Source organism: Vibrio sp. SNU_ST1, assembly GCF_030563405.1.
Taxonomy (GTDB): domain Bacteria; phylum Pseudomonadota; class Gammaproteobacteria; order Enterobacterales; family Vibrionaceae; genus Vibrio.
Map to the genome: position 1 here is coordinate 559,170 of NZ_CP130749.1, position 18,461 is coordinate 577,630.

General features: G+C 43.9%; 19 protein-coding genes and 2 tRNA genes. 11 read left to right on the plus strand and 10 right to left on the minus strand.

The annotated features are described in order from the left end of the window. Window positions 1–154: 154 nt before the first annotated feature. The 5 genes from Q5H80_RS16815 to Q5H80_RS16835 all read left to right on the plus strand — a co-directional run bounded on the left by Q5H80_RS16815 (window position 155) and on the right by Q5H80_RS16835 (window position 7,734). Entirely contained in the window at window positions 155–619 is a 465-nt protein-coding gene (locus tag Q5H80_RS16815) for a hypothetical protein (protein ID WP_304570554.1), read from the plus strand. Window positions 620–718: 99 nt separating this feature from the next. Next, window positions 719–2,146, plus strand: a complete 1,428-nt coding sequence (locus tag Q5H80_RS16820) for a TolC family protein (protein WP_304570766.1) — start codon at window positions 719–721, stop codon at window positions 2,144–2,146. A gap of 11 nt (window positions 2,147–2,157) precedes the next feature. Then, window positions 2,158–3,897 carry an efflux RND transporter periplasmic adaptor subunit gene (locus Q5H80_RS16825; protein ID WP_304570555.1) on the plus strand — a complete coding sequence of 580 codons (1,740 nt, stop codon included), beginning with the start codon at window positions 2,158–2,160 and terminating at the stop codon, window positions 3,895–3,897. Beyond that, a complete protein-coding gene (locus tag Q5H80_RS16830) occupies window positions 3,894–7,037 on the plus strand; it encodes an efflux RND transporter permease subunit (protein ID WP_304570556.1) in 3,144 nt (1,047 codons plus the stop codon). The genes Q5H80_RS16825 and Q5H80_RS16830 overlap by 4 nt, the downstream gene beginning before the upstream one ends. A gap of 106 nt (window positions 7,038–7,143) precedes the next feature. After that, window positions 7,144–7,734 (plus strand): cupredoxin family protein, encoded by a 591-nt coding sequence (locus Q5H80_RS16835; protein WP_304570557.1) that lies wholly within the window; start codon window positions 7,144–7,146, stop codon window positions 7,732–7,734. A 79-nt stretch (window positions 7,735–7,813) separates the two neighbouring features. On the opposite strand, the gene Q5H80_RS16840 is transcribed toward Q5H80_RS16835, so the two are convergent. Genes Q5H80_RS16840 through Q5H80_RS16860 form a run of 5 tightly spaced genes read right to left on the minus strand, consistent with a single transcriptional unit; the run spans window position 7,814 to window position 11,539 of the window. Further along, window positions 7,814–9,874 carry a heavy metal translocating P-type ATPase gene (locus Q5H80_RS16840; protein WP_304570558.1) on the minus strand — a complete coding sequence of 687 codons (2,061 nt, stop codon included), beginning with the start codon at window positions 9,872–9,874 and terminating at the stop codon, window positions 7,814–7,816. Then, window positions 9,871–10,167, minus strand: coding sequence for a YtxH domain-containing protein (locus tag Q5H80_RS16845; RefSeq protein ID WP_304570559.1), 297 nt, complete (start codon window positions 10,165–10,167; stop codon window positions 9,871–9,873). The genes Q5H80_RS16840 and Q5H80_RS16845 overlap by 4 nt, the downstream gene beginning before the upstream one ends. Beyond that, a complete protein-coding gene (locus tag Q5H80_RS16850; RefSeq protein WP_304570560.1) occupies window positions 10,154–10,462 on the minus strand; it encodes a hypothetical protein in 309 nt (102 codons plus the stop codon). The genes Q5H80_RS16845 and Q5H80_RS16850 overlap by 14 nt, the downstream gene beginning before the upstream one ends. Before the next feature lie 2 nt (window positions 10,463–10,464). Further along, on the minus strand, window positions 10,465–11,211 hold the full coding sequence (locus Q5H80_RS16855) for a YtxH domain-containing protein (protein ID WP_304570561.1): 747 nt from the start codon (window positions 11,209–11,211) through the stop codon (window positions 10,465–10,467). Window positions 11,212–11,221: 10 nt separating this feature from the next. Continuing rightward, window positions 11,222–11,539, minus strand: coding sequence for an HMA2 domain-containing protein (locus tag Q5H80_RS16860; protein ID WP_304570562.1), 318 nt, complete (start codon window positions 11,537–11,539; stop codon window positions 11,222–11,224). Between the two features lie 51 nt (window positions 11,540–11,590). On the opposite strand from Q5H80_RS16860, the gene Q5H80_RS16865 reads away from it, so the two are divergent. Continuing rightward, window positions 11,591–12,043, plus strand: coding sequence for a hypothetical protein (locus Q5H80_RS16865; protein ID WP_304570563.1), 453 nt, complete (start codon window positions 11,591–11,593; stop codon window positions 12,041–12,043). A 75-nt stretch (window positions 12,044–12,118) separates the two neighbouring features. Here Q5H80_RS16865 and Q5H80_RS16870 read toward each other — a convergent pair whose 3' ends face one another. The 4 genes from Q5H80_RS16870 to Q5H80_RS16885 form a co-directional block, all read right to left on the minus strand. After that, complete coding sequence (locus Q5H80_RS16870) at window positions 12,119–12,565, minus strand: hypothetical protein (RefSeq protein WP_304570564.1); 447 nt, start codon at window positions 12,563–12,565, stop codon at window positions 12,119–12,121. Between the two features lie 97 nt (window positions 12,566–12,662). Continuing rightward, a complete protein-coding gene (locus tag Q5H80_RS16875) occupies window positions 12,663–12,920 on the minus strand; it encodes a hypothetical protein (protein WP_304570565.1) in 258 nt (85 codons plus the stop codon). Between the two features lie 181 nt (window positions 12,921–13,101). Then, window positions 13,102–13,176: transfer RNA gene (locus Q5H80_RS16880), tRNA-Gly, on the minus strand. A 38-nt stretch (window positions 13,177–13,214) separates the two neighbouring features. After that, window positions 13,215–13,289, minus strand: a tRNA-Gly gene (locus Q5H80_RS16885). Between the two features lie 524 nt (window positions 13,290–13,813). Between Q5H80_RS16885 and Q5H80_RS16890 the strand changes: the two genes are divergently transcribed. The 5 genes from Q5H80_RS16890 (at window position 13,814) to Q5H80_RS16910 (ending at window position 17,240) form a co-directional block, all read left to right on the plus strand. Then, a complete protein-coding gene (locus tag Q5H80_RS16890) occupies window positions 13,814–14,977 on the plus strand; it encodes a threonine/serine exporter family protein (RefSeq protein WP_009845522.1) in 1,164 nt (387 codons plus the stop codon). A 177-nt stretch (window positions 14,978–15,154) separates the two neighbouring features. Next, on the plus strand, window positions 15,155–15,493 hold the full coding sequence (locus Q5H80_RS16895; protein ID WP_004731484.1) for a zinc ribbon domain-containing protein YjdM: 339 nt from the start codon (window positions 15,155–15,157) through the stop codon (window positions 15,491–15,493). An 18-nt stretch (window positions 15,494–15,511) separates the two neighbouring features. After that, entirely contained in the window at window positions 15,512–16,006 is a 495-nt protein-coding gene (locus Q5H80_RS16900; protein WP_304570566.1) for a GNAT family N-acetyltransferase, read from the plus strand. Between the two features lie 110 nt (window positions 16,007–16,116). Continuing rightward, a complete protein-coding gene (locus tag Q5H80_RS16905) occupies window positions 16,117–16,548 on the plus strand; it encodes a GNAT family N-acetyltransferase (RefSeq protein ID WP_304570767.1) in 432 nt (143 codons plus the stop codon). Window positions 16,549–16,700: 152 nt separating this feature from the next. Next, the gene (locus Q5H80_RS16910) at window positions 16,701–17,240 is read left to right on the plus strand and encodes a hypothetical protein (protein ID WP_304570567.1); all 540 of its coding nucleotides are present in this window, start codon (window positions 16,701–16,703) and stop codon (window positions 17,238–17,240) included. Window positions 17,241–17,340: 100 nt separating this feature from the next. Here the strand turns inward: Q5H80_RS16910 and Q5H80_RS16915 are convergent, their stop codons facing one another. Next, on the minus strand, window positions 17,341–18,444 hold the full coding sequence (locus Q5H80_RS16915) for an AraC family transcriptional regulator (RefSeq protein WP_304570568.1): 1,104 nt from the start codon (window positions 18,442–18,444) through the stop codon (window positions 17,341–17,343). Window positions 18,445–18,461: the final 17 nt, after the last annotated feature.

Here is an 18,461-nt window from a genome sequence, read left to right on the forward strand (position 1 = left end):
TATCCAATAGAAGGGGCACTCTATTGCTTATGGAGTGCTCTTTTTGTTTATCTATGCAGCAGTAACTGTCAATTTCAGCAAATATTTGTCCGTCATCGTTGACCTTACCCTAAGGGTAACCTTTATAGTCGTCTTATAAATTTAAAGGTTAGCTATGACAAACACACTCCGAACAAGTTGGATTACTGTTTTCAGCATCATCGCGATGTTGATGTCTAGCTATGCCTCAAGCTCATCGACTATGATGACTAAAGTAATGATGATGGAAATGAGTTCGAGCGAATCGGCTTGTTACCACAGTGATACGTCGACTAATGACTCAATGGCGGGATGCCATGTGATGAGTGAAGAAGCACCTGCTGAACACTCTAATATGAGTGCCCATGATTTGATGGCTCAATGCGATATGTCTTCAATGAGCGAAGACGGCAGTCATATGATGGGTAACCATTGTTCAGGTGCCGATTGTTGCGCCTCAGTATGTTCTGCGACTTCTTACCCAATTCAGGCGGTTCAAGTCGCTAATCCATTTGTCTCTTCTTTAGCTCGTTTCCAATCTGTCATTATCGGCCAAAAAGTCGCACGCGCTCAATCTTTGTTACGCCCACCCACCGCATAAATCTATATCTAAAAACGTTGCGATATCAAAGCTATAAATCTGATACGCCGATCTTTTATATGCGTTATTTAACGCTAGATATGGACATTCATTGTGAATATAAAACCGATAAACTCTGTGTATGTAATGAACACGAGTTTCATGGTTGCTGCTGCCTTTATTTCAAGCTCTGCTTTTATTTCAGGTAGTGCTTTAGCTGCAGCTCCTGCTTCAACACAAGCAAATCAACAAAGCTCAACACAGCAACTTAATACACTGATTGAGATTGCTTTAAGCGAAGATGGAAATCGCAAACAGTACTTTGCTCAGTCTCAAGCGATGCGAGAAACGGGCATTGCCAGCGCGACCTTAATGGACCCGAAATTAAAAGTTGGATTTGGCGGTTTGCCTGTCGATAGCTTTCAATTCGACGAAGACCCGATGACCAATATATCAGTAGGGCTGATGCAGCAGTTTGAGCGTGGCGATACGCTTAACCTCCAACAGAAAAAGGCAGGCCAGCAGGCTGATGCTTTAGCTTTGCAGGTGCAAGCAAGAGAATTGACGGTTGCGAATAGCATGACGCAGCTTTGGCTTGAGTTAGGTTATCAGCAAAAGGCTGAATCGGTGATTCGTCAAAATCGTCGTTTGTTGGTTGAGCTTGAAAACTATGTACAAACCAATTACTCGATTGGCAAAAGTGAAGCGCAAGATCTGCTTAATGCTCAGCTTCAAGTTAGCAAGCTCGATGAGAAACTTCAGGCAAACCAGCAGGTTCAGCGTCGCTTAATCTCTCAGCTTTCTGAATGGTTGGGTTCTGATTGGTTGGACTCTCAGATTCTTGATTCTCAGGGCGTACTGAATGCAACTAATCAAATCGATTGGTCGTTGTTAGAAAGCAAATTGGCGAGCAATATCGATTCAACCAAGCACTACCAGCTCCTGACTGACCATCCTTTGGTTAAGATCTCCGATGTCGGCATTTCCTCCAATCAAATTCAGGTTGAGTTAGCCGAGCAAGCCTATACCCCGCAGTTTGGGGTTGAAGTGATGTATGCCCATCGACAAGCCAATAACATGGCGGGCAAGCCTGCCTCTGACCTTGTCAGTGCTTATTTAACGGTCGATATCCCGCTGTTTACAGGGAACCGACAAGATAAAAACCTATCGGCGGCTCAGTACCAAGTTGGCGCGGCCAAATCTCAAAAAGATACCTTACTCTCCCAAATGAACGCGCAAGTGAACTCATTGCTGGTGGACAGATCAAATCTGCTCGAGCGATTAGATCGCTATCAAACGTCCTTGCTTCCTCAAACCGCGGCACGAATCAGCGCGGTTGAAAGGGGCTATCAAAATAATACCGCTCAGTTCAACGATGTCATTTTAGCAACGACCGATGAGCTGGCACTTAAGTTAGAGCAACAACGTTTGATCACCGATCTCAACATCGTTAACAGCAAGCTAGCCGGGTTAGTCAGTGGTTTTGAATACCAAGTAAACCAACCACAACTCAACTCTAGCGCAACTAAACACACAGCCAATCAATAAGGGAATAGACAATGAATACAGTAAAAGTAGCGACTATCGCTTTATTGGTCGGTGGTGCATTGGGTTTTGGTGTGAACCATTTTCTAATTAATCCAGCACACGACATGTCAGCAATGGCAACGAGTACAGGCGCAGATGTAAGTAAACAGACCAGCGATGAGCCTCTGTATTGGGTGGCTCCGATGGACCCAAATTATCAGCGAGACAAGCCGGGTCAGTCACCTATGGGGATGGATTTAATTCCTGTTTACGCGGGTGACTCAAGTGGTGCAAAAGATAAGCCCGGAACCGTGTTTATTGATTCTTCTGTGGAAAATAACCTTGGCGTGAAAACCGCACAGGTCACAAGAGAAGCGCTCTCACCGCGCATTGAAACTGTGGGCTATGTGGCATTCGATGAAAGTGCACTATGGCAAACCAACGTGCGTGTTTCTGGTTGGGTAGAAAAACTCTACATCAACGCTGTGGGCGAAAAGGTTAACAAAGGTGATGTGCTCTTCACACTCTATTCTCCAGAGCTTGTCAAAGCTCAAGAAGAGTTGATCAGTGCTTATAAAACGGCTCGTAAAGGTTTGATCAAGGGCTCGACTGAACGCTTAATTACCTTGGGTGTTGATAAGAAGCAAATCCGCGCTATTACGCGACAAGGTAAAGCCACGCAAACCATTGAAATTAAAGCGCCAGCCGATGGTGTTATAGCCAGTTTGAATATCCGAGAAGGTGGTTACCTTTCACCTGCACAAGCGGTGATCAGTGCTGGCCCATTAGGCGAAGTATGGGTTGATGCTGAGGTGTTTGAGCGTCAAGCGCACTGGATCTCGTCAGGCAGCAATGCGGTGATGACGCTAGATGCCATTCCCGGCAAAGAGTGGGTGGGTAATGTTGATTATGTTTACCCAATCCTTGATCCAAAAACTCGGACCTTGCGTGTTCGTTTAAAGTTCTCTAATCCAAACGGTGAGCTTAAGCCAAACATGTTCGCCAATATTGCACTGAAACCCATCAGTGATGAATCTGTTCTTACTATTCCAAGATCTTCGGTGATTCACTCCGGTGGTATGACTCGAGTGGTGATGTCAGAAGGTTCCGGCAAATATCGCTCTGCTCGTATTGAGGTTGGTCGTGAAGCTGGCGAAAAAATAGAGGTGCTTCAAGGGCTAGAGCAAGGCGAAAACATTGTCACTTCTGCGCACTTCATGTTGGATTCTGAATCGAGCCAATCTGCTGATCTGTCACGCATCAATGGTGTTGAGGAAGAGGCTGAAACCGTGTGGGCAAACGGTGAAATTTCCGAAGTTATGCAAGGCAGTCGCATGGTGACGATTAACCATCAGCCTGTTCCTGAATGGGATTGGCCGGGCATGGTGATGAACTTCACCTTTGCGGAAGGCTTAGACATGAGTGACGTGCAACGTGGTAAGGCGATTGATTTTGAGATGAGAAAGACAGAGTCAGGGCAGTACGAAGTTATTGATTACAAGGTCAACAAACACAAGATCGCCGGCGAAGTTTGGGTAACGGGTGACATCACCATGTTGATGGCAGATTTTGGCATGATCACTGTAAAACATCAGCCAGTCCCTGAGTGGAATTGGAAAGCGGGTGAAATGAATTTCCAAGCCAGTGATGACCTTGATTTATCGGAGTTTGCCGAGGGTCAAACCATTCGGTTTCTAGTGGCGAAGCAGGGTTCTGACTACACGCTCAAATCTCTCGAACCAACGAATAGCAAGGGTGAGGGCACATTATGATCAATGCAATTATTCGTTGGTCCATCAGTAACCGCTTTTTGGTGCTGGTTGCCACTGTAGCCATCGTATTTGGGGGCTTATACAGCGTTAAAAACACACCGGTCGATGCGATTCCTGATTTGTCAGATGTTCAGGTGATTATTAAAACCAGTTATCCAGGGCAAGCGCCACAAGTGGTCGAGGATCAGGTGACTTACCCATTGACCACCGCCATGTTAGCTGTGCCAGGTGCTGAAACGGTTCGTGGCTACTCGTTCTTTGGTGATTCCTATGTATATATCATCTTCAATGACGATACCGATATGTACTGGGCGCGTTCACGAGTGTTGGAGTACTTAAGCCAAGTTGCACCTAACTTGCCATCGAGTGCCAAGCCAACACTAGGGCCGGATGCAACCGGTGTGGGCTGGGTTTACAGCTACGTGTTACAAGACAAAACTGGTCAGCACGACTTGGCCGAACTTCGTAGTTTGCAAGATTGGTTCTTAAAGTATGAATTGCAAACAGTAGAAGGGGTGTCTGAAGTGGCGACCGTTGGCGGCATGGTGAAGCAGTACCAAGTACAGATTGATCCTGCCAAGTTACGTGCTTACGACCTAACGCTTCAGCAAGTCAACAAGGCGATCCAAGATGGTAACCAAGAAACTGGCGCGTCTGTTGTTGAGATTGCCGAAGCCGAGCATATGGTTCGTACTACGGGTTACCTCACAAGCATCGAAGACATTCAATCTCTGCCGCTAAAAGTGACCGATAAGGGAACACCGCTGTTATTGGGTGATATTGCTGACATTAATCTTGGCCCGCAAATGCGCCGTGGTATCTCTGAGCTGAATGGTGAAGGTGAAGCCGTTGGCGGCGTTATCGTGATGCGCTTTGGTGAAAATGCCAGTGAAGTGATCGACTCGGTGAAATCCAAACTCGTTGAACTGCAAGTGGGCTTACCTGATGGTGTCGAGATTGTCGCGACTTATGACCGTTCGACTTTGATTGATTCAGCCGTTGAAAACCTATGGAAGAAGCTGGCTGAAGAGTTCATCGTGGTCGCCGTGGTGTGTGCGCTGTTCTTGTTCCATATCCGCTCGTCGTTGGTTATCGCACTAAGTTTACCTGTCGGAATCTTGGGTGCATTCATCGTCATGCATTGGCAGGGCATTAACGCCAACATCATGTCTCTTGGCGGAATAGCGATTGCGATTGGCGCCATGGTGGATGGTGCCATAGTGATGATCGAGAACGTTCATAAACACATTGAACGGACTCCGCTCACTGACAAAAACCGTTGGCAGGTGATTGGTAAGGCAGCAGAAGAAGTTGGCGCACCGCTGTTCTTCTCTCTGATTATCATTACCTTGAGCTTTGTGCCTGTGTTCGCGTTAGAAGGCCAAGAGGGCAAGATGTTCTCGCCACTTGCGTTTACCAAGACGTATGCGATGGCGGCAGCGGCGGGTTTGGCTATCACGCTTGTGCCTGTGCTAATGGGTTACTTCATTCGCGGCAACGTGCTACCTGAGCACAAAAACCCAGTAAACCGTAGCCTAGTGGCTATGTACAAACCGCTTCTGAACCTCAGCCTAAAATATCCCAAGGTGATGATTGTTATCGCACTTGGCTTAATGGCGTCTGCTTATTACCCAACCAGTAAGCTTGGTAGCGAGTTCATTCCTCCTTTGGACGAAGGGGATTTGATGTACATGCCAACCACATATCCAGGGATCTCGATAGGTAAAGCGCGTGAATTGCTTCAGCAAACCAACAAGCTAATCAAAACCATCCCAGAAGTTGAAACTACATGGGGCAAAATCGGACGCGCAGAAACGGCAACGGATCCCGCACCTCTGACCATGATTGAAACGGTTATTCAGCTAAAACCTCGCGATGAGTGGCGTGACGGTGTCACCACTGAGTCATTGCGTAAAGAGTTCGATGAGCTGATTCAGTTCCCTGGGTTAACTAATGCTTGGGTTATGCCAATCAAAACCCGTATCGATATGTTAGCGACGGGTATTAAAACCCCAATCGGCATCAAAATCGCAGGCCCGGATTTGAGTGTGATTGAAGATATTGGTTCGCAACTTGAACCCATCCTCAACAAGGTTAGTGGCACTGCTTCGGTATATGCCGAACGTGTTGCGGGTGGTCGTTATGTGACGATAGACATTAAACGTCGCTCGGCTGCGCGATATGGCTTGAGCATTAAAGAAGTGCAACAGGTTATCTCGACTGCGGTTGGTGGCATGAATGTGGGTGAAACCGTTGAGGGGCTAGAGCGTTACCCAATCAATGTCCGTTACCCACAAAGCTATCGTGATTCTGTCGTTAAATTGCAGAACCTGCCGTTAGTGACACCAAATGGAGCGCGAATTGCTTTGTCTGATGTCGCGGATATTCGTTATGAAGATGGGCCCCCAATGATTAAGACGGAGAACGCGCGTCCCAATGGTTGGGTGTTCGTTGACATCGAAGGTCGCGATCTTGGCTCTTACGTGGCCGAGGCGCAAAAAGTCGTTACAGATCAAATCGTCTTGCCTGCTGGATATTCATTGGCATGGTCTGGTCAATACGAATACATGGAACGTGCGAAGGAGCGTTTGAGTGTCGTAGTGCCAATCACCATCGCCATCATCATGTTGTTGCTCTACCTCAGTTTCCGCCGCGTCGGTGAGGTGATGATGATCATGCTGACATTGCCACTCGCGATGGTGGGGGGCCTATGGCTGATGCATCTCCTCAATTACAACTTCTCCATTGCGGTGGGTGTGGGCTTTATCGCCCTTGCCGGGGTAGCTGTAGAGATAGGTGTGATCATGTTGGTCTACCTAAACCAAGCATGGCACTACAAAAAATTGGATGCGGAGCAGAACCAGCAAGCACTTCAGGGTGAAGACTTAACAGATGCGATTCGTGAGGGCGCAGGACTGCGTGTTCGCCCTGTGATGATGACAGTACTTACGGTGATCATTGGCCTTATTCCAATTATGTATGGAGAGGGAACGGGCTCTGAAGTGATGCAGCGAATTGCAGCGCCGATGATAGGCGGAATGGCGTCTGCATTGTTGCTTACCCTACTGGTGTTGCCTGCAATCTTTAAGCTCTGGAAACAGCGTGAGATTTCGCATAGCCACAACGAGACAAACAAATAACGTATTGATTATTAGCCCTTACTTACCAAAACAGAGTGGGTAAGGGCGTACCACATGAACATGTGAAACTAACAAATAAATAACTGAATTATTCTAAGGAACGATCATGAAAAAGACACTTATTGCGATTGCAATGACGTTAACTACTACAACGGCTTTTGCTGAAATGGACCATTCGACCGTTGATCATTCGAAAATGGATCACTCGATGATGAAAAGTGGAGAGATGGATCATTCAAAAATGGAGCACAGTATGATGAAGGGTGGAAAGATGGACCACTCAAATATGATGAATATGGAAGGCATGATGGACATGGAAGGAATGTCAAAAGTGGGTATGCCTGCGACAGGCGCAAAGCCGGATAAAGTGGTTCATGTTCTACTAAGTGACGATATGAAAATCACATTTAAGAACAAGGTTGATATTGAGCCGAACGACGTGGTGCAGTTCGTTGTGATGAACACGGGCAAGATTGACCACGAATTCTCGATTGGTTCTGCCTCAGAGCAGCTAGAGCACCGTGAAATGATGAAAAATATGGGTAACCACGCTCATGACTCGGGCAGTACAGTCACAGTTAAGCCGGGTAAAGCGAAACAGATGCTGTGGCATTTCCATGGTGATAATAACGTAGAATTCGCGTGCAATATTCCTGGACACGCTGAAGCGGGGATGACTAAGACTCTGGTGCTTTAACGCTTGATGCCTTAATTCCCGGACTTTGACGTCTATAGAGATGCCCAGTATTAACTGGGCATCTTTACGTTCAACAGTGTTAACCGTGACGAAGTGCGGCAGAACGACCAAGAATAGATAGGGTGGTTCCATTGTGAAGCAGTGCACTCATTGCAGGGCTAAGGTAACCGAGTGCTGCCGCAAGCATAATGCCGCTGTTTACGTATTCAGCAATTTTGATGTTTGAATGAATGACTCCCATTGCAATATTTGCCAATTCACGAGCCTGTGATAGAGCAGAAAGGTTGTCATGCAATAAAACAACGTCAGCAACTTGTCGAGCAAGCTCAGTTCCTTGAGACATAGCAACACCTACATCTGCAGTTGTTAATGCTGGTGCATCATTAACGCCATCTCCAATAAACATAACACGCTTGCCTTCACTTTGAAGCGATTCAACAATGGCTGATTTAGTGGATGGAACGGCTTCAGAAAATACGCGATCTAATTGAAGTTCGTTACCCAAGATTTGAGCTTTGAATCGACTATCTCCGGTTACCATAATTAGTTCAGTAATCCCTAAGCTACGAAGACTTTCTAGCGTACTTTTCGCATCTTCACGAAGATGGTCTCGTAGTCCTAACATACCAATTAATTTTCCATTGTATGAAATAAAGATCAAATGTCGACCTAGTGCTTCATATTGACGAATAGTATCTTCGACTTCGTTAAAATTAACTTGCTCGTGAGCTTCTAAGAAGTGTCTACTGCCCATAACGAGCTGTTCGTTATTCAATGTGGTTTTTAAACCGTGTGCGATGACGTACTCAACTTCCCCATGATCGATATGTGGGAGTTCATGCTGTTTTGCAGCATTAACAACCGCTTGAGAAAGTGGATGGGTACTGTGTTCTTCAACTGAGGCTGCCATAGCAAGTAAGTCGCGCGCGTTACTTTTGTTGCACAGTGGAATGACATCAGTGACTTCCATATCGCCATAGGTGAGTGTGCCGGTTTTATCGAAAACGCAGGTGTCGATATTCACTAGCTTTTCAATCGCAGAACCACCTTTGAATAGAATCCCTTGAGAAACGGCACGGTACATAATGGACTTAAATGTCACGGGCGTGCTGAGTTTCAAAGCACAAGAGTAATCGACAAGAAATACGGAGGCGACTCGGTTAATATCTTGAGTGAGTGCAAAAACAGCGGCACCAATACCTAGAGTTATCTTAACGCGTCGATTTGCCATGTCTTGTGTGACTTGCTGAGTCTCACTTTTTTCACTCAAAGAATCGTAGATTAACTTTGCAATTTTAGCGGTGGTTGCTTCACTCCCTACCTTATCGACACGAACTTGAATGGTGCCATCGTGGACACTGGTTCCAGAGTAGACTATGGCGTCTTCTTCCCTTCTTACTGGTACGTTTTCACCTGTAAGAGAAGATTGGTTAATGAGTGCCGCCCCTTTAATAACCGTGCCGTCAATAGGAATAGCGACACCAGGGCCGAGCTCAATAACATCATTTGGGCTGAGTTTTGATGAATGAACTTGTGTTCTATCTGTACCAGACACTAACCAAACAAGAGTTTCTTGAGGACGCATGAGATCAGCCAATAGCTGATCACTATTGCGGCTTGTCTTTTGCTCCATGTATTCGCCAAGGCTAATTAAGCTCTGAGTCATCATCGCAGTGCTGTAATCTCCGCGCCAAGCGGATAGCCCAACAGCAATAGCATCGAGTACTTCAACTGATACTTCTTTGTTCTTGAGATCTTGAATACCTTCAAACAAAGTAGGTGCAATTAGAGTTGCGGTGCTCATTGCTGCCCATTTGTTAGGAAGTAAGGCTGCGGCGATGGTGCCTATAACATTCATTGCAATATCGCCACGAGTATATTCGTGTTCGGTGTCTTCTTGGTCTGCGTCAGAGAAGTCCAGTTGCATTAGGCGAGATTCAACGGTAGAAGCTTTAAGGAGTTGGGTGTCATACTCCACGACTATCGAATTTGCCTCTTCATTCACGCGAACTTCGTTTATCCCTTGAATTGCGAGTAAACTGGTTGTTATCCAGCACCCAATATCTGAGTATTGTCTGAGTGCCGGAACTTTAAAACGAACTCTTCCTGGAAAGTGATGTTTTACTTGTAGCCCAATCATTCGTCGCCTTTATGCAGGTTGCGGTAGTATTCCAATTCCGCTTGAGTGTCCTCCAAGCGTTCTTTGAGTTCTTCTACTTCGCCTCGTACTGCTGACCATGCTTTTTCTCCAGTCGCGGCAACACCTTTTTTAAATTTCTTATTTGTAAGCAGATAAGCTACGGCGGCACCAGCAGCTATACCCATGGCAAAGTGCGTTTTAGTGTTTTGTTGTTGGTATTGTTGAGGTTGCTCGGTTTGTTCTGGCTGTTGATAGCCGTAGTACGGGTAGCCGTAAGGGTTATTGTTGTTCATTATCTTTGTCCAATTTTTGATCTAGTAAATAAAGCCCAGCAGCACCTACACTTAATATCGTCAGAAGAGAAAGAACAGGGCGTCCGGCCATTTTCTCTGCAATGTAAGTTGTAGATCCTGCAATAGCGCTAGCTTTAATTGCGTCTTTTGTGGCTTCGGCTGCCATGATATTAGTGTCAAGGTGCCCAGTTCTATGTTGCTGCCAGTTTTTAGCAAGTGAAGCGCTGCCACCAGCAATTGCACCAACGAGCATCGCTCGGTTAGCGGTACTGAGTTTGTTGGTTGCGTTACTCATCGTTATTGCTCTTGAATCGCTGGTGTATCGTCATCTGATTTAGAATCAGTTGGCTCTTGTCCTGGTTGCAATGGTTGAATCACAGGTTCTGCTTTATGTCTTTGAACAGAGTCTTGATAGCCTTGTTTGCCTGCTGCATAAGTGTCTTTAAAGATTTCGCTACTCGTTGAAACGTTCTCTTTCACCGTTGAAGCTGTGCTGACTGCTGTTTCTTTTACTGTGTCACCGCCGGTCTTAAGCATGTCGCCAGCGCCTGATACAAGCCCCATTAATTTTCCACGCACGTTATCATTACTTAAAATTAGTGCAGCAGCAGCGCCAACCATTGCGCCTTTCCAAAATTCTTTATCACTCATACCAAAACTTCCTAATATTTCTTTGAATGTGTTTGCGTCTTCACCAAGCGCACCGTCGAGCATCGCTTGCGCTTGATCCATAAATACGTTGTTTTCTTGCTCTGAAGAAGCGCCGTTAGTCGGCGGAACTTGTTGCTGAGGTTGATTAGGTGGCATTCCGTGCTGTTGCCAATGTGGTGGCATCATTCCAGGGTGCATTCCTGTCTGGTGCATAAAAGGAGGATGCATCTGTTGCCCCTGCATCATGAATGGAGGCATTCCCATTGGAGGAGGCATGTTAGGATCCCAATTACCATTTCTCTGGGCTTCAAAGTAGGCATTTGCCATTTCTTTTTGCATGTCCATCATGGCATTGAAATATGCTTGGTAAGGGTTACTCGTCTCGTTACTCAAGGTTATCTCCTTAGAGTTTTAGCTGTTCGGCTAAGGAGTAGCATGCTTGTTCAGCTTCTACTTCTGAGTCTGAAAATAGGGCATCGATAGTTGAAGACTGGATATTATTTGCATCGTATTCAATCACAATACTTCCGGTCGCTACGTTGATTTTGTAATTTTTGAATGCAGGTACGGAGCTAATTGCTTGTTCAATTTCACTGTTTCGAAAGCTTGCAAGGTGTGCAACGATGCCGAGCTTGTACTTTAAGCGAACCCGTCCTGGGATATGATGGCCAATCGATACCCACTTTCTAAGTTTTAAGGCCTTGTCTATATGTTGTTTCATAGCTCAGATTATAATGGTCACATGAAACATATGGCTAAGGACAAGTAATAAATGAGTGATTTAATTGGAGATGTTTTGCTCCAAGTCAAGTTTAATGCTATTTTAGTATTGAGATTGGTTATCATTAAGGTTTTTGTTTCGATGAACACTTACATTCACAGTACAAATCAAAGGCTTAGAGTTAGATCTGATTACATAAAGGGTCACCCAGCTGAGGTTGAAAAACTCATCAACCAGCTAAAAGATATTGACGCGGTGTTCACAATTAAGCATAAGAAGTATGCAGGTTCTGTTGCTATACAGTTTGACCCCAATGATTTGGATTGTGAAAGTCTATTGGAAATACTAGAAAGCCATCACTGGACCCAAAGTGATGAAAGACCATCTTTTGTCGAAAAAGCTATGGTATCTGGTACAAAAACCTTGGTTAAAGGTGCGGCAACCATTGCACTGAATCGCCTAATTGGCTCTTCGGCAAGTCGCGTTGTTATGAGCCTGGCGTAAACTAAAGATTGAAAACAAAAAAGCAGCCGTTGGCTGCTTTTTTGTTTTTGTTCACTTTAACGTTATGCGTAAGCCCTATGCCGTAAGTTGAAACTTTTTTGCTGCACACTTACACAAGCCATTTTGCAGGGCAGGGCATCGTTTACAAGGGGGAGATTTTAGCGGCATACGACCAATAGAGGTGACATTATTTAGTGTCTGGCGACTCTGAGGAGGAGTTAAACCGGAAGAGTTCGCAGCTCGCTTAGGCTCGCTTAAGGTATGCCCTGTACTTGGAGCATCATTTAACCAAGAGATAATCGGGTTCAGTGGCTTTGCCAATTCAGAGACAGCACTTATTGCAACTTGTTCTGCAAGATCTTGGAGTTCATTCTTTGTATTTTGATCGATAGAAAACTTTCGATCGGTGGTTGCTGAAGGGGCATTGCGATTCTTGAGCTTTTTTAGCTGCAATACAGAAGCTGAAGTCGATTTGGAACTCGCCTTTTTATACAGTTTCTTTAATGCCTTCTTTGTTTTCATGAGATTCCTCTGTCTATCTAGAACAGAGTCTATCAATAATAAGAGTACAAATAAATCTCATTTACAAGTGGTGAATAATAGCAGGGTGGGTTAATTGCTATTGAAGCAGAATGGATGCCTCCAACACATGATGTACTTCGTTGCTAAAATGAGGCATTTCGGTCATGATTTTTACTAGCTTACTATCTATAGAATCAGTTTCATTTAGTGATCGAAAACATTGAACAGCCAGATCTGGTTGCTCTTGGATACAGCTCTTCAACGAAGTTAGCTCGACTTTGTTTGCATTTTCAACTTTGGATAAAGCGATATTGATTGCTTCGATATTTATGCTTAACTCTTTGGTTTTTAACATTTTTATTTCACACGTTTCTTATAATGCGCGAACACTAACACACAGGGTAATAATATTTATTGATTAAGGTTAATAAATCGCTCTGTTAGCATTATATTTTGTGATAGGTGGATTTGTTCTTACGAACGGTGAAACGTTTTATTGAGTAGAACGGTGCTTTTGTTTCGTTAGGGGGAGATGTTGGAGCGTGCAGCGGGAATCGAACCCGCATCATCAGCTTGGAAGGCTGAGGTAATAGCCATTATACGATGCACGCACACTGTCTTATGAGTAAGACTGAGGCATCAAGAAGACTGGAGCGTACAGCGGGAATCGAACCCGCATCATCAGCTTGGAAGGCTGAGGTAATAGCCATTATACGATGTACGCACATCGTCTTAACGAGTTTGATAATGCCACATCTAACTGAAAACGAAACCTTTTTCTTTCATTTTTATTCTAAGTGCTCGCATAACCACCACTCCGCTAGTTTTTCCATCATGTTTGACGTTTTCAGAGTGAATAAAATGTGACTAAAGTCTCGTTAAACGTAGGGCGAGAAACAGCCAAAAATCCTCCGCTATTTCTAAGACCCACTCAGTTGGATTTATAAACCTATTTTAGTGGTGTTTCCTCATCATAAAATCAACATGAATACAGGCAATTTGACTGTTAACATAAACTGATTTCCATTCGTATTTTGATGCCCATTAATAACAATCTGGATGCATGATTTTAACTTGCCAGTCTGTCAAAGTATTCATCAAGCGAATCCGAAGCGGGAGGAGTAATAGGTTCCTCTAAGCATTCGAAGAAAAAAGTAACGAATTTAGTTGATAATTCATGCAAAACTCTCGTCATTACGTCTATCGTTTGGTACATTTGCCGCACATTTTGTCTCCCCTAAAATTCCCATGCCTTCTCAGTTCCGAATTAACAAAATTGTTGAAATTGGTGACACTCTTCATCGCAGTGGTTGTGCTCCTTACAAGCTAGAGAAATACACCCAATTCTATGCAAAAAAGCATGGTGTTGATGTGATGATCCAAGCAACGCCAACCGCGATTAATTATCAATTTCCAGACGATAACAACGCCGTTATTCTTAAACGTCTAAAGCCTGCTTCAATTAACCTGAGTTTGTTGGCCAATACCATCATTCGTATTAACCAACCGAGCAGTGAGCCTGTGCCAGAGCCAGTCGGTTACTCTAAACTTGTGACAGCACTGGCTAATATGGGGATTCCACCTGCGTATCTGATGCTTATTGGCAGTACGTTGGAAGCCGTTGGCTTTTCTGCTTTACTGGGTTTGATGGTTTGGGTATGTCAGCAAGTTCTTCATTCACGTCGCGCTATTGCGGTTGAATTCATCTCGGCACTATTAACGGGTATCTTTGTGGCATTTTTGGCAAGCACAGGCTTGCCGATTCCCGTGTGGGCGTTGTGTATCGCTTCGATTGTCTTGTTTGTCCCCGGGTTATCCATAGCCAACGCACTAGAATGTTTGGCGTTTAATGATCTCGTCTCTGGTACCAGTTTGTTAGGGCAGAGTGCTTTAACCCTGATAAAGCTGTTTGTCGGGATTATTATGGGGCTCAACATTGGTGAAGCGATATGGGGACAAGCGGTGTCCATTGACTATACCAATGCGGTTCCGACATGGATGCACATATCTGGTTTGGTGTTGATCTCTGTATCTATCGGTGTAATGTTCAATGCGCGTCCTAAAGACATCTTACTTGGCTTGCCAGTGGCGGTTCTGGGTATGTGGGGGCCGTTCTATCTAGGTTTTGATAGTGGTTGGGTTGTCGGCACTTGGGTTACGACGGTTCTTATTACTTTGTACGGAACTTGGATTGCCAAGAAGATGGAGCTCACGGGCTCTATTTATATCGTGCAAGGGATCATCATCTTGGTTCCGGGTAGCCGAGTATTAGTAAGTGCCAGCCAGTCGGTGTTTGAACAATCGATTTTGCCTATTCCGAGTATTGGTTTATCGGCGTTATTCATGTTCTCTGCAATCGTGGCAGGGCAAATCACCGCTTACTCGATTTACTCGCCAAAAGTCGAACGTTAATCCGTTCCGCTTCCCAAGCCTTTAAACAAACACAGCTTAACGGCTGTGTTTGTTCGCTTTAGGTACTGATCTTTTTAAGACAATTAACTCTTAGTAAAACTTGTTAGATTTATGCTCGCTAAGCTTAACAAGAGCCATTAAAATGGAACAAATTCTATTTAAATTAAGTATTAACGTATGTCTTTACCTCCTTGCCCGCAATGCCAATCTGAATATGTCTACCCAGACCAAAACAACCTAATCTGCCCTGAGTGTGCCTATGAATGGAACCCAGAAGAAGAGCGTTTAGAAAGAGAAGCTGCGCGTGTAAAGGACGTGAATGGCGTTGTATTGGAAAGTGGCGATAAAGTTACCTTCATTAAAGATCTAAAAATTAAAGGCAGTTCTTCTGTACTGAAAATTGGCACTAAAGCGGTAATCAGACGAATCAATGAAGGCAAAGATCACCAGCTAGATTGTAAGCTTGATGGTGGCGGTGAAATGTTAGTCACAGCTAAGTACGTTAAGAAGCAGTAGTCGGGACCTCAAAACTATATGGACATAGTCAAAGCCGATATATCGCATTCAAGAGCCTTTCACCTGTATGTGATCGCTTGTATTGATGATGGACTCGATATCTATACTGGCATTTCTGATGGCAGCGATGCCTATTTAGAAAGGCGAATTGCTTATTCAAAAGGAGAGGGACTACCGGAAGGTTGGACCCCAGCTTCTACCTATTTTTGTATCGATTCACGTGAGATCCTTGGCGTTATTCGAGTTCGTCATGGAACTAGTGAGTACATTCATGACGTCATCGGGCACATAGGGTATGAGACTAAGCCACAAGCTAGGGGGCGAGGCATAGCAAGTCATATGTTGTCTTGGGTACTGCATCATGTGCTAACAGAAAGCGCTATTATTACTTGTGAAAGTGGCAATATAGCTTCACAGAAAGTGATTGAGAGGTGCGGTGGCCTGTTCTTAAGTACCTTTTACTCAGAACAAGATCAGCAAGAAGTTTTACGTTATCAGCTAGACCCAAAATGAACACTTAAGCATGGCCTTACTTCTGTTCGCTTAGTTTCGTATAAGTGAATTATTAGTCAATGAAACTACTAGTTAGTGATTTTGGTTCATCGATTATTGTTGGAGATATTTTGAAGTATTCGACAAGACCCGCTCAGTCATCAGATTATGAATTTCTGTTTGAGCTAAAAAAGGCGGCTGAATTTGAGCCCATCAAGGCTGTCTTTGGTTGGGATGAGCAAGTTCAGCGGGATATACACGCTGAAGAATGGGCTGAAAAAAGGCCTGAAATCATTGAATATCAAGGAAAAGCGATTGGTAGTGTGTTGCTGCAAGACAAAGGTGACCACTTCTATTTGTGTCGATTCTTTTTATTGCCTGAGTATCATGGAAAGGGCATTGGTAGCCAAATCTTAACGAATTACCTAGCTTACGCGGAGAAACTCAATAAGCCTGTAGAACTCTGTTACTTGCAAGGTAATCGAGTTGGAGGGCTATATCGGAGGTTTGGCTTTGAAATGACCTCTCAAAATGACCAGTTTGTTTATATGTGTTTCAGATAGGCTGGAATATGCACTCAATTATTGCCGATTATTAAAATAGTGGCTGATAAGATCTTTTGTTTAAGTTTGAGTGTAACTGATTAAATTTATGGTGTTTTTCTTGATTTCATTCATAATCCCTATGGATTTCATAAAAAACATAAAGGCTTAGAATGAAAAAAATTTTTGCGATTGGACTAGCTGTAACTGTAGTTGGTTGTAAAACACTCCCAAGCGATTCAACAGACACCTTAGCAAGTCCACACGGCGATGGTGCATTGGCGATTGCTACAGTAATTTCCAAATATGACTCAACTTACCCATGTGAAACTTTCACATTTGATATGCAACGCGAAAATGAAGTAGGAAAAATCGAGTCGAAAACATTGCGATTTTTTGTACAAGAGGATAAGGAATATGCACTTTTTGATGGTATTAAACCAGGGGAATACGTTCTTTCTCAATTCAGATGTAATATAGAGCATGGTTATGTAGTTGACGGAAAATCGTATCTTCCAATTGATATTGAAACAAATATAACTATCGAAGCAAACTCTGTAACAGTGTCGCCAGAGTTAATCTACGCAACACAAGATGAAGACCGATCTTTTAGTATACATATTCAAGCTTTGCCTGAGTATGTGGAAGCTATCGAACCTTCTTTATCTGAGGCTATCGACGACAATTGGAAGCTAATTTTTCCTGGCAGTTAATTAAGAAACCACCTTGGTGATAACCTCATAAAGGTGGTTGATTGTAATTTAGGTCTTCGAAAGTTTTAATTCAATGGTCTTACACCATTGGATACTATCTTTATACTGCTATGTCCTGTGGCGGCACACCAAAGGTTTTCTTAAAAGCGTTAGTGAAGTTTGAAGGATGCTGATAACCCGCTTCATAGGCGGCCTCGGTGATTGAAACCATTCCTCGTTCTAAATGCTGGCGTGCGATCTCTAATCGTCGAAAGCGGATGTAACCGTTTATTGTCATATTGTATGACTGCTTAAAGCGTCTTTGAATGTTGGATACACTCATCGAAAAGTGTTCAGCAAGCATTTTTAGACTCAGTTCTTGATCTAAGTGGATTTCAATAAAGCAGATTATTGCTTCAATCCGTTCGTCATAACTTTGATGTTCAATCATAGCTGCCCGCGAGGTTGAGCTTGTGGCTTTTTGTTTAGTTTGGTATGCATAACAGCATGTCTGTGGTAGTTGGCATAGAGAATTAGCAAGGATCTGCTGAGTTAAGGATTCTATATGTAGCTTCTGATGGAAGTTATTTGGTGAAGAACAAGTCGTCAATTCTTGTGTAAGCTTCAAGATTTGTTCCGTCACTTCTAATTGGTAGTTGGCATTATGGGTATTGATGAAATTTCGGCAGGTACACTCTTCGGTCACTCGAGACTCGAACCATTTCGGTTTAACTAAAATGTTAATTTTGTTGAGTTGATTATTTGCTGACATCACTCGGCGGAAATTAGCGGGTTTGGTGAGGTTTACCACCACGCCTTGAGGTTGATGGGTTGCATCGAGATTAAATTCGAGATCATCGTAACCAAATGACAGCTTACCTTCCAAAAGAATTGTGATCAGAACTGAAGCGTGGGCTGTAGAGATTAGCTTGGTATCTACGAGCTCAATACAGCGGCCGCCGTGGATAAATATTAGTTCATTATATTGATAAGAAAGAAATTTCCCTTCAGCCAGTGACGTCTGTTTAGTCTGACCTTGTGTCACAATAACTTGCTTTTCTGTTTGCTCTAACTTTTTAGTCAGAGTGACTTTGCCAATTTTAGCGTGTTTAGAAGCTACTTCACTCATTTGACCGTTCCTAATAACAGCTGTGCGTTTTTGCATAAGCAAATCATCTGTGCATTTATAGGCTACAACTCTATCATGATTGATAATTATTATCATTTACAACTAGGATTGAA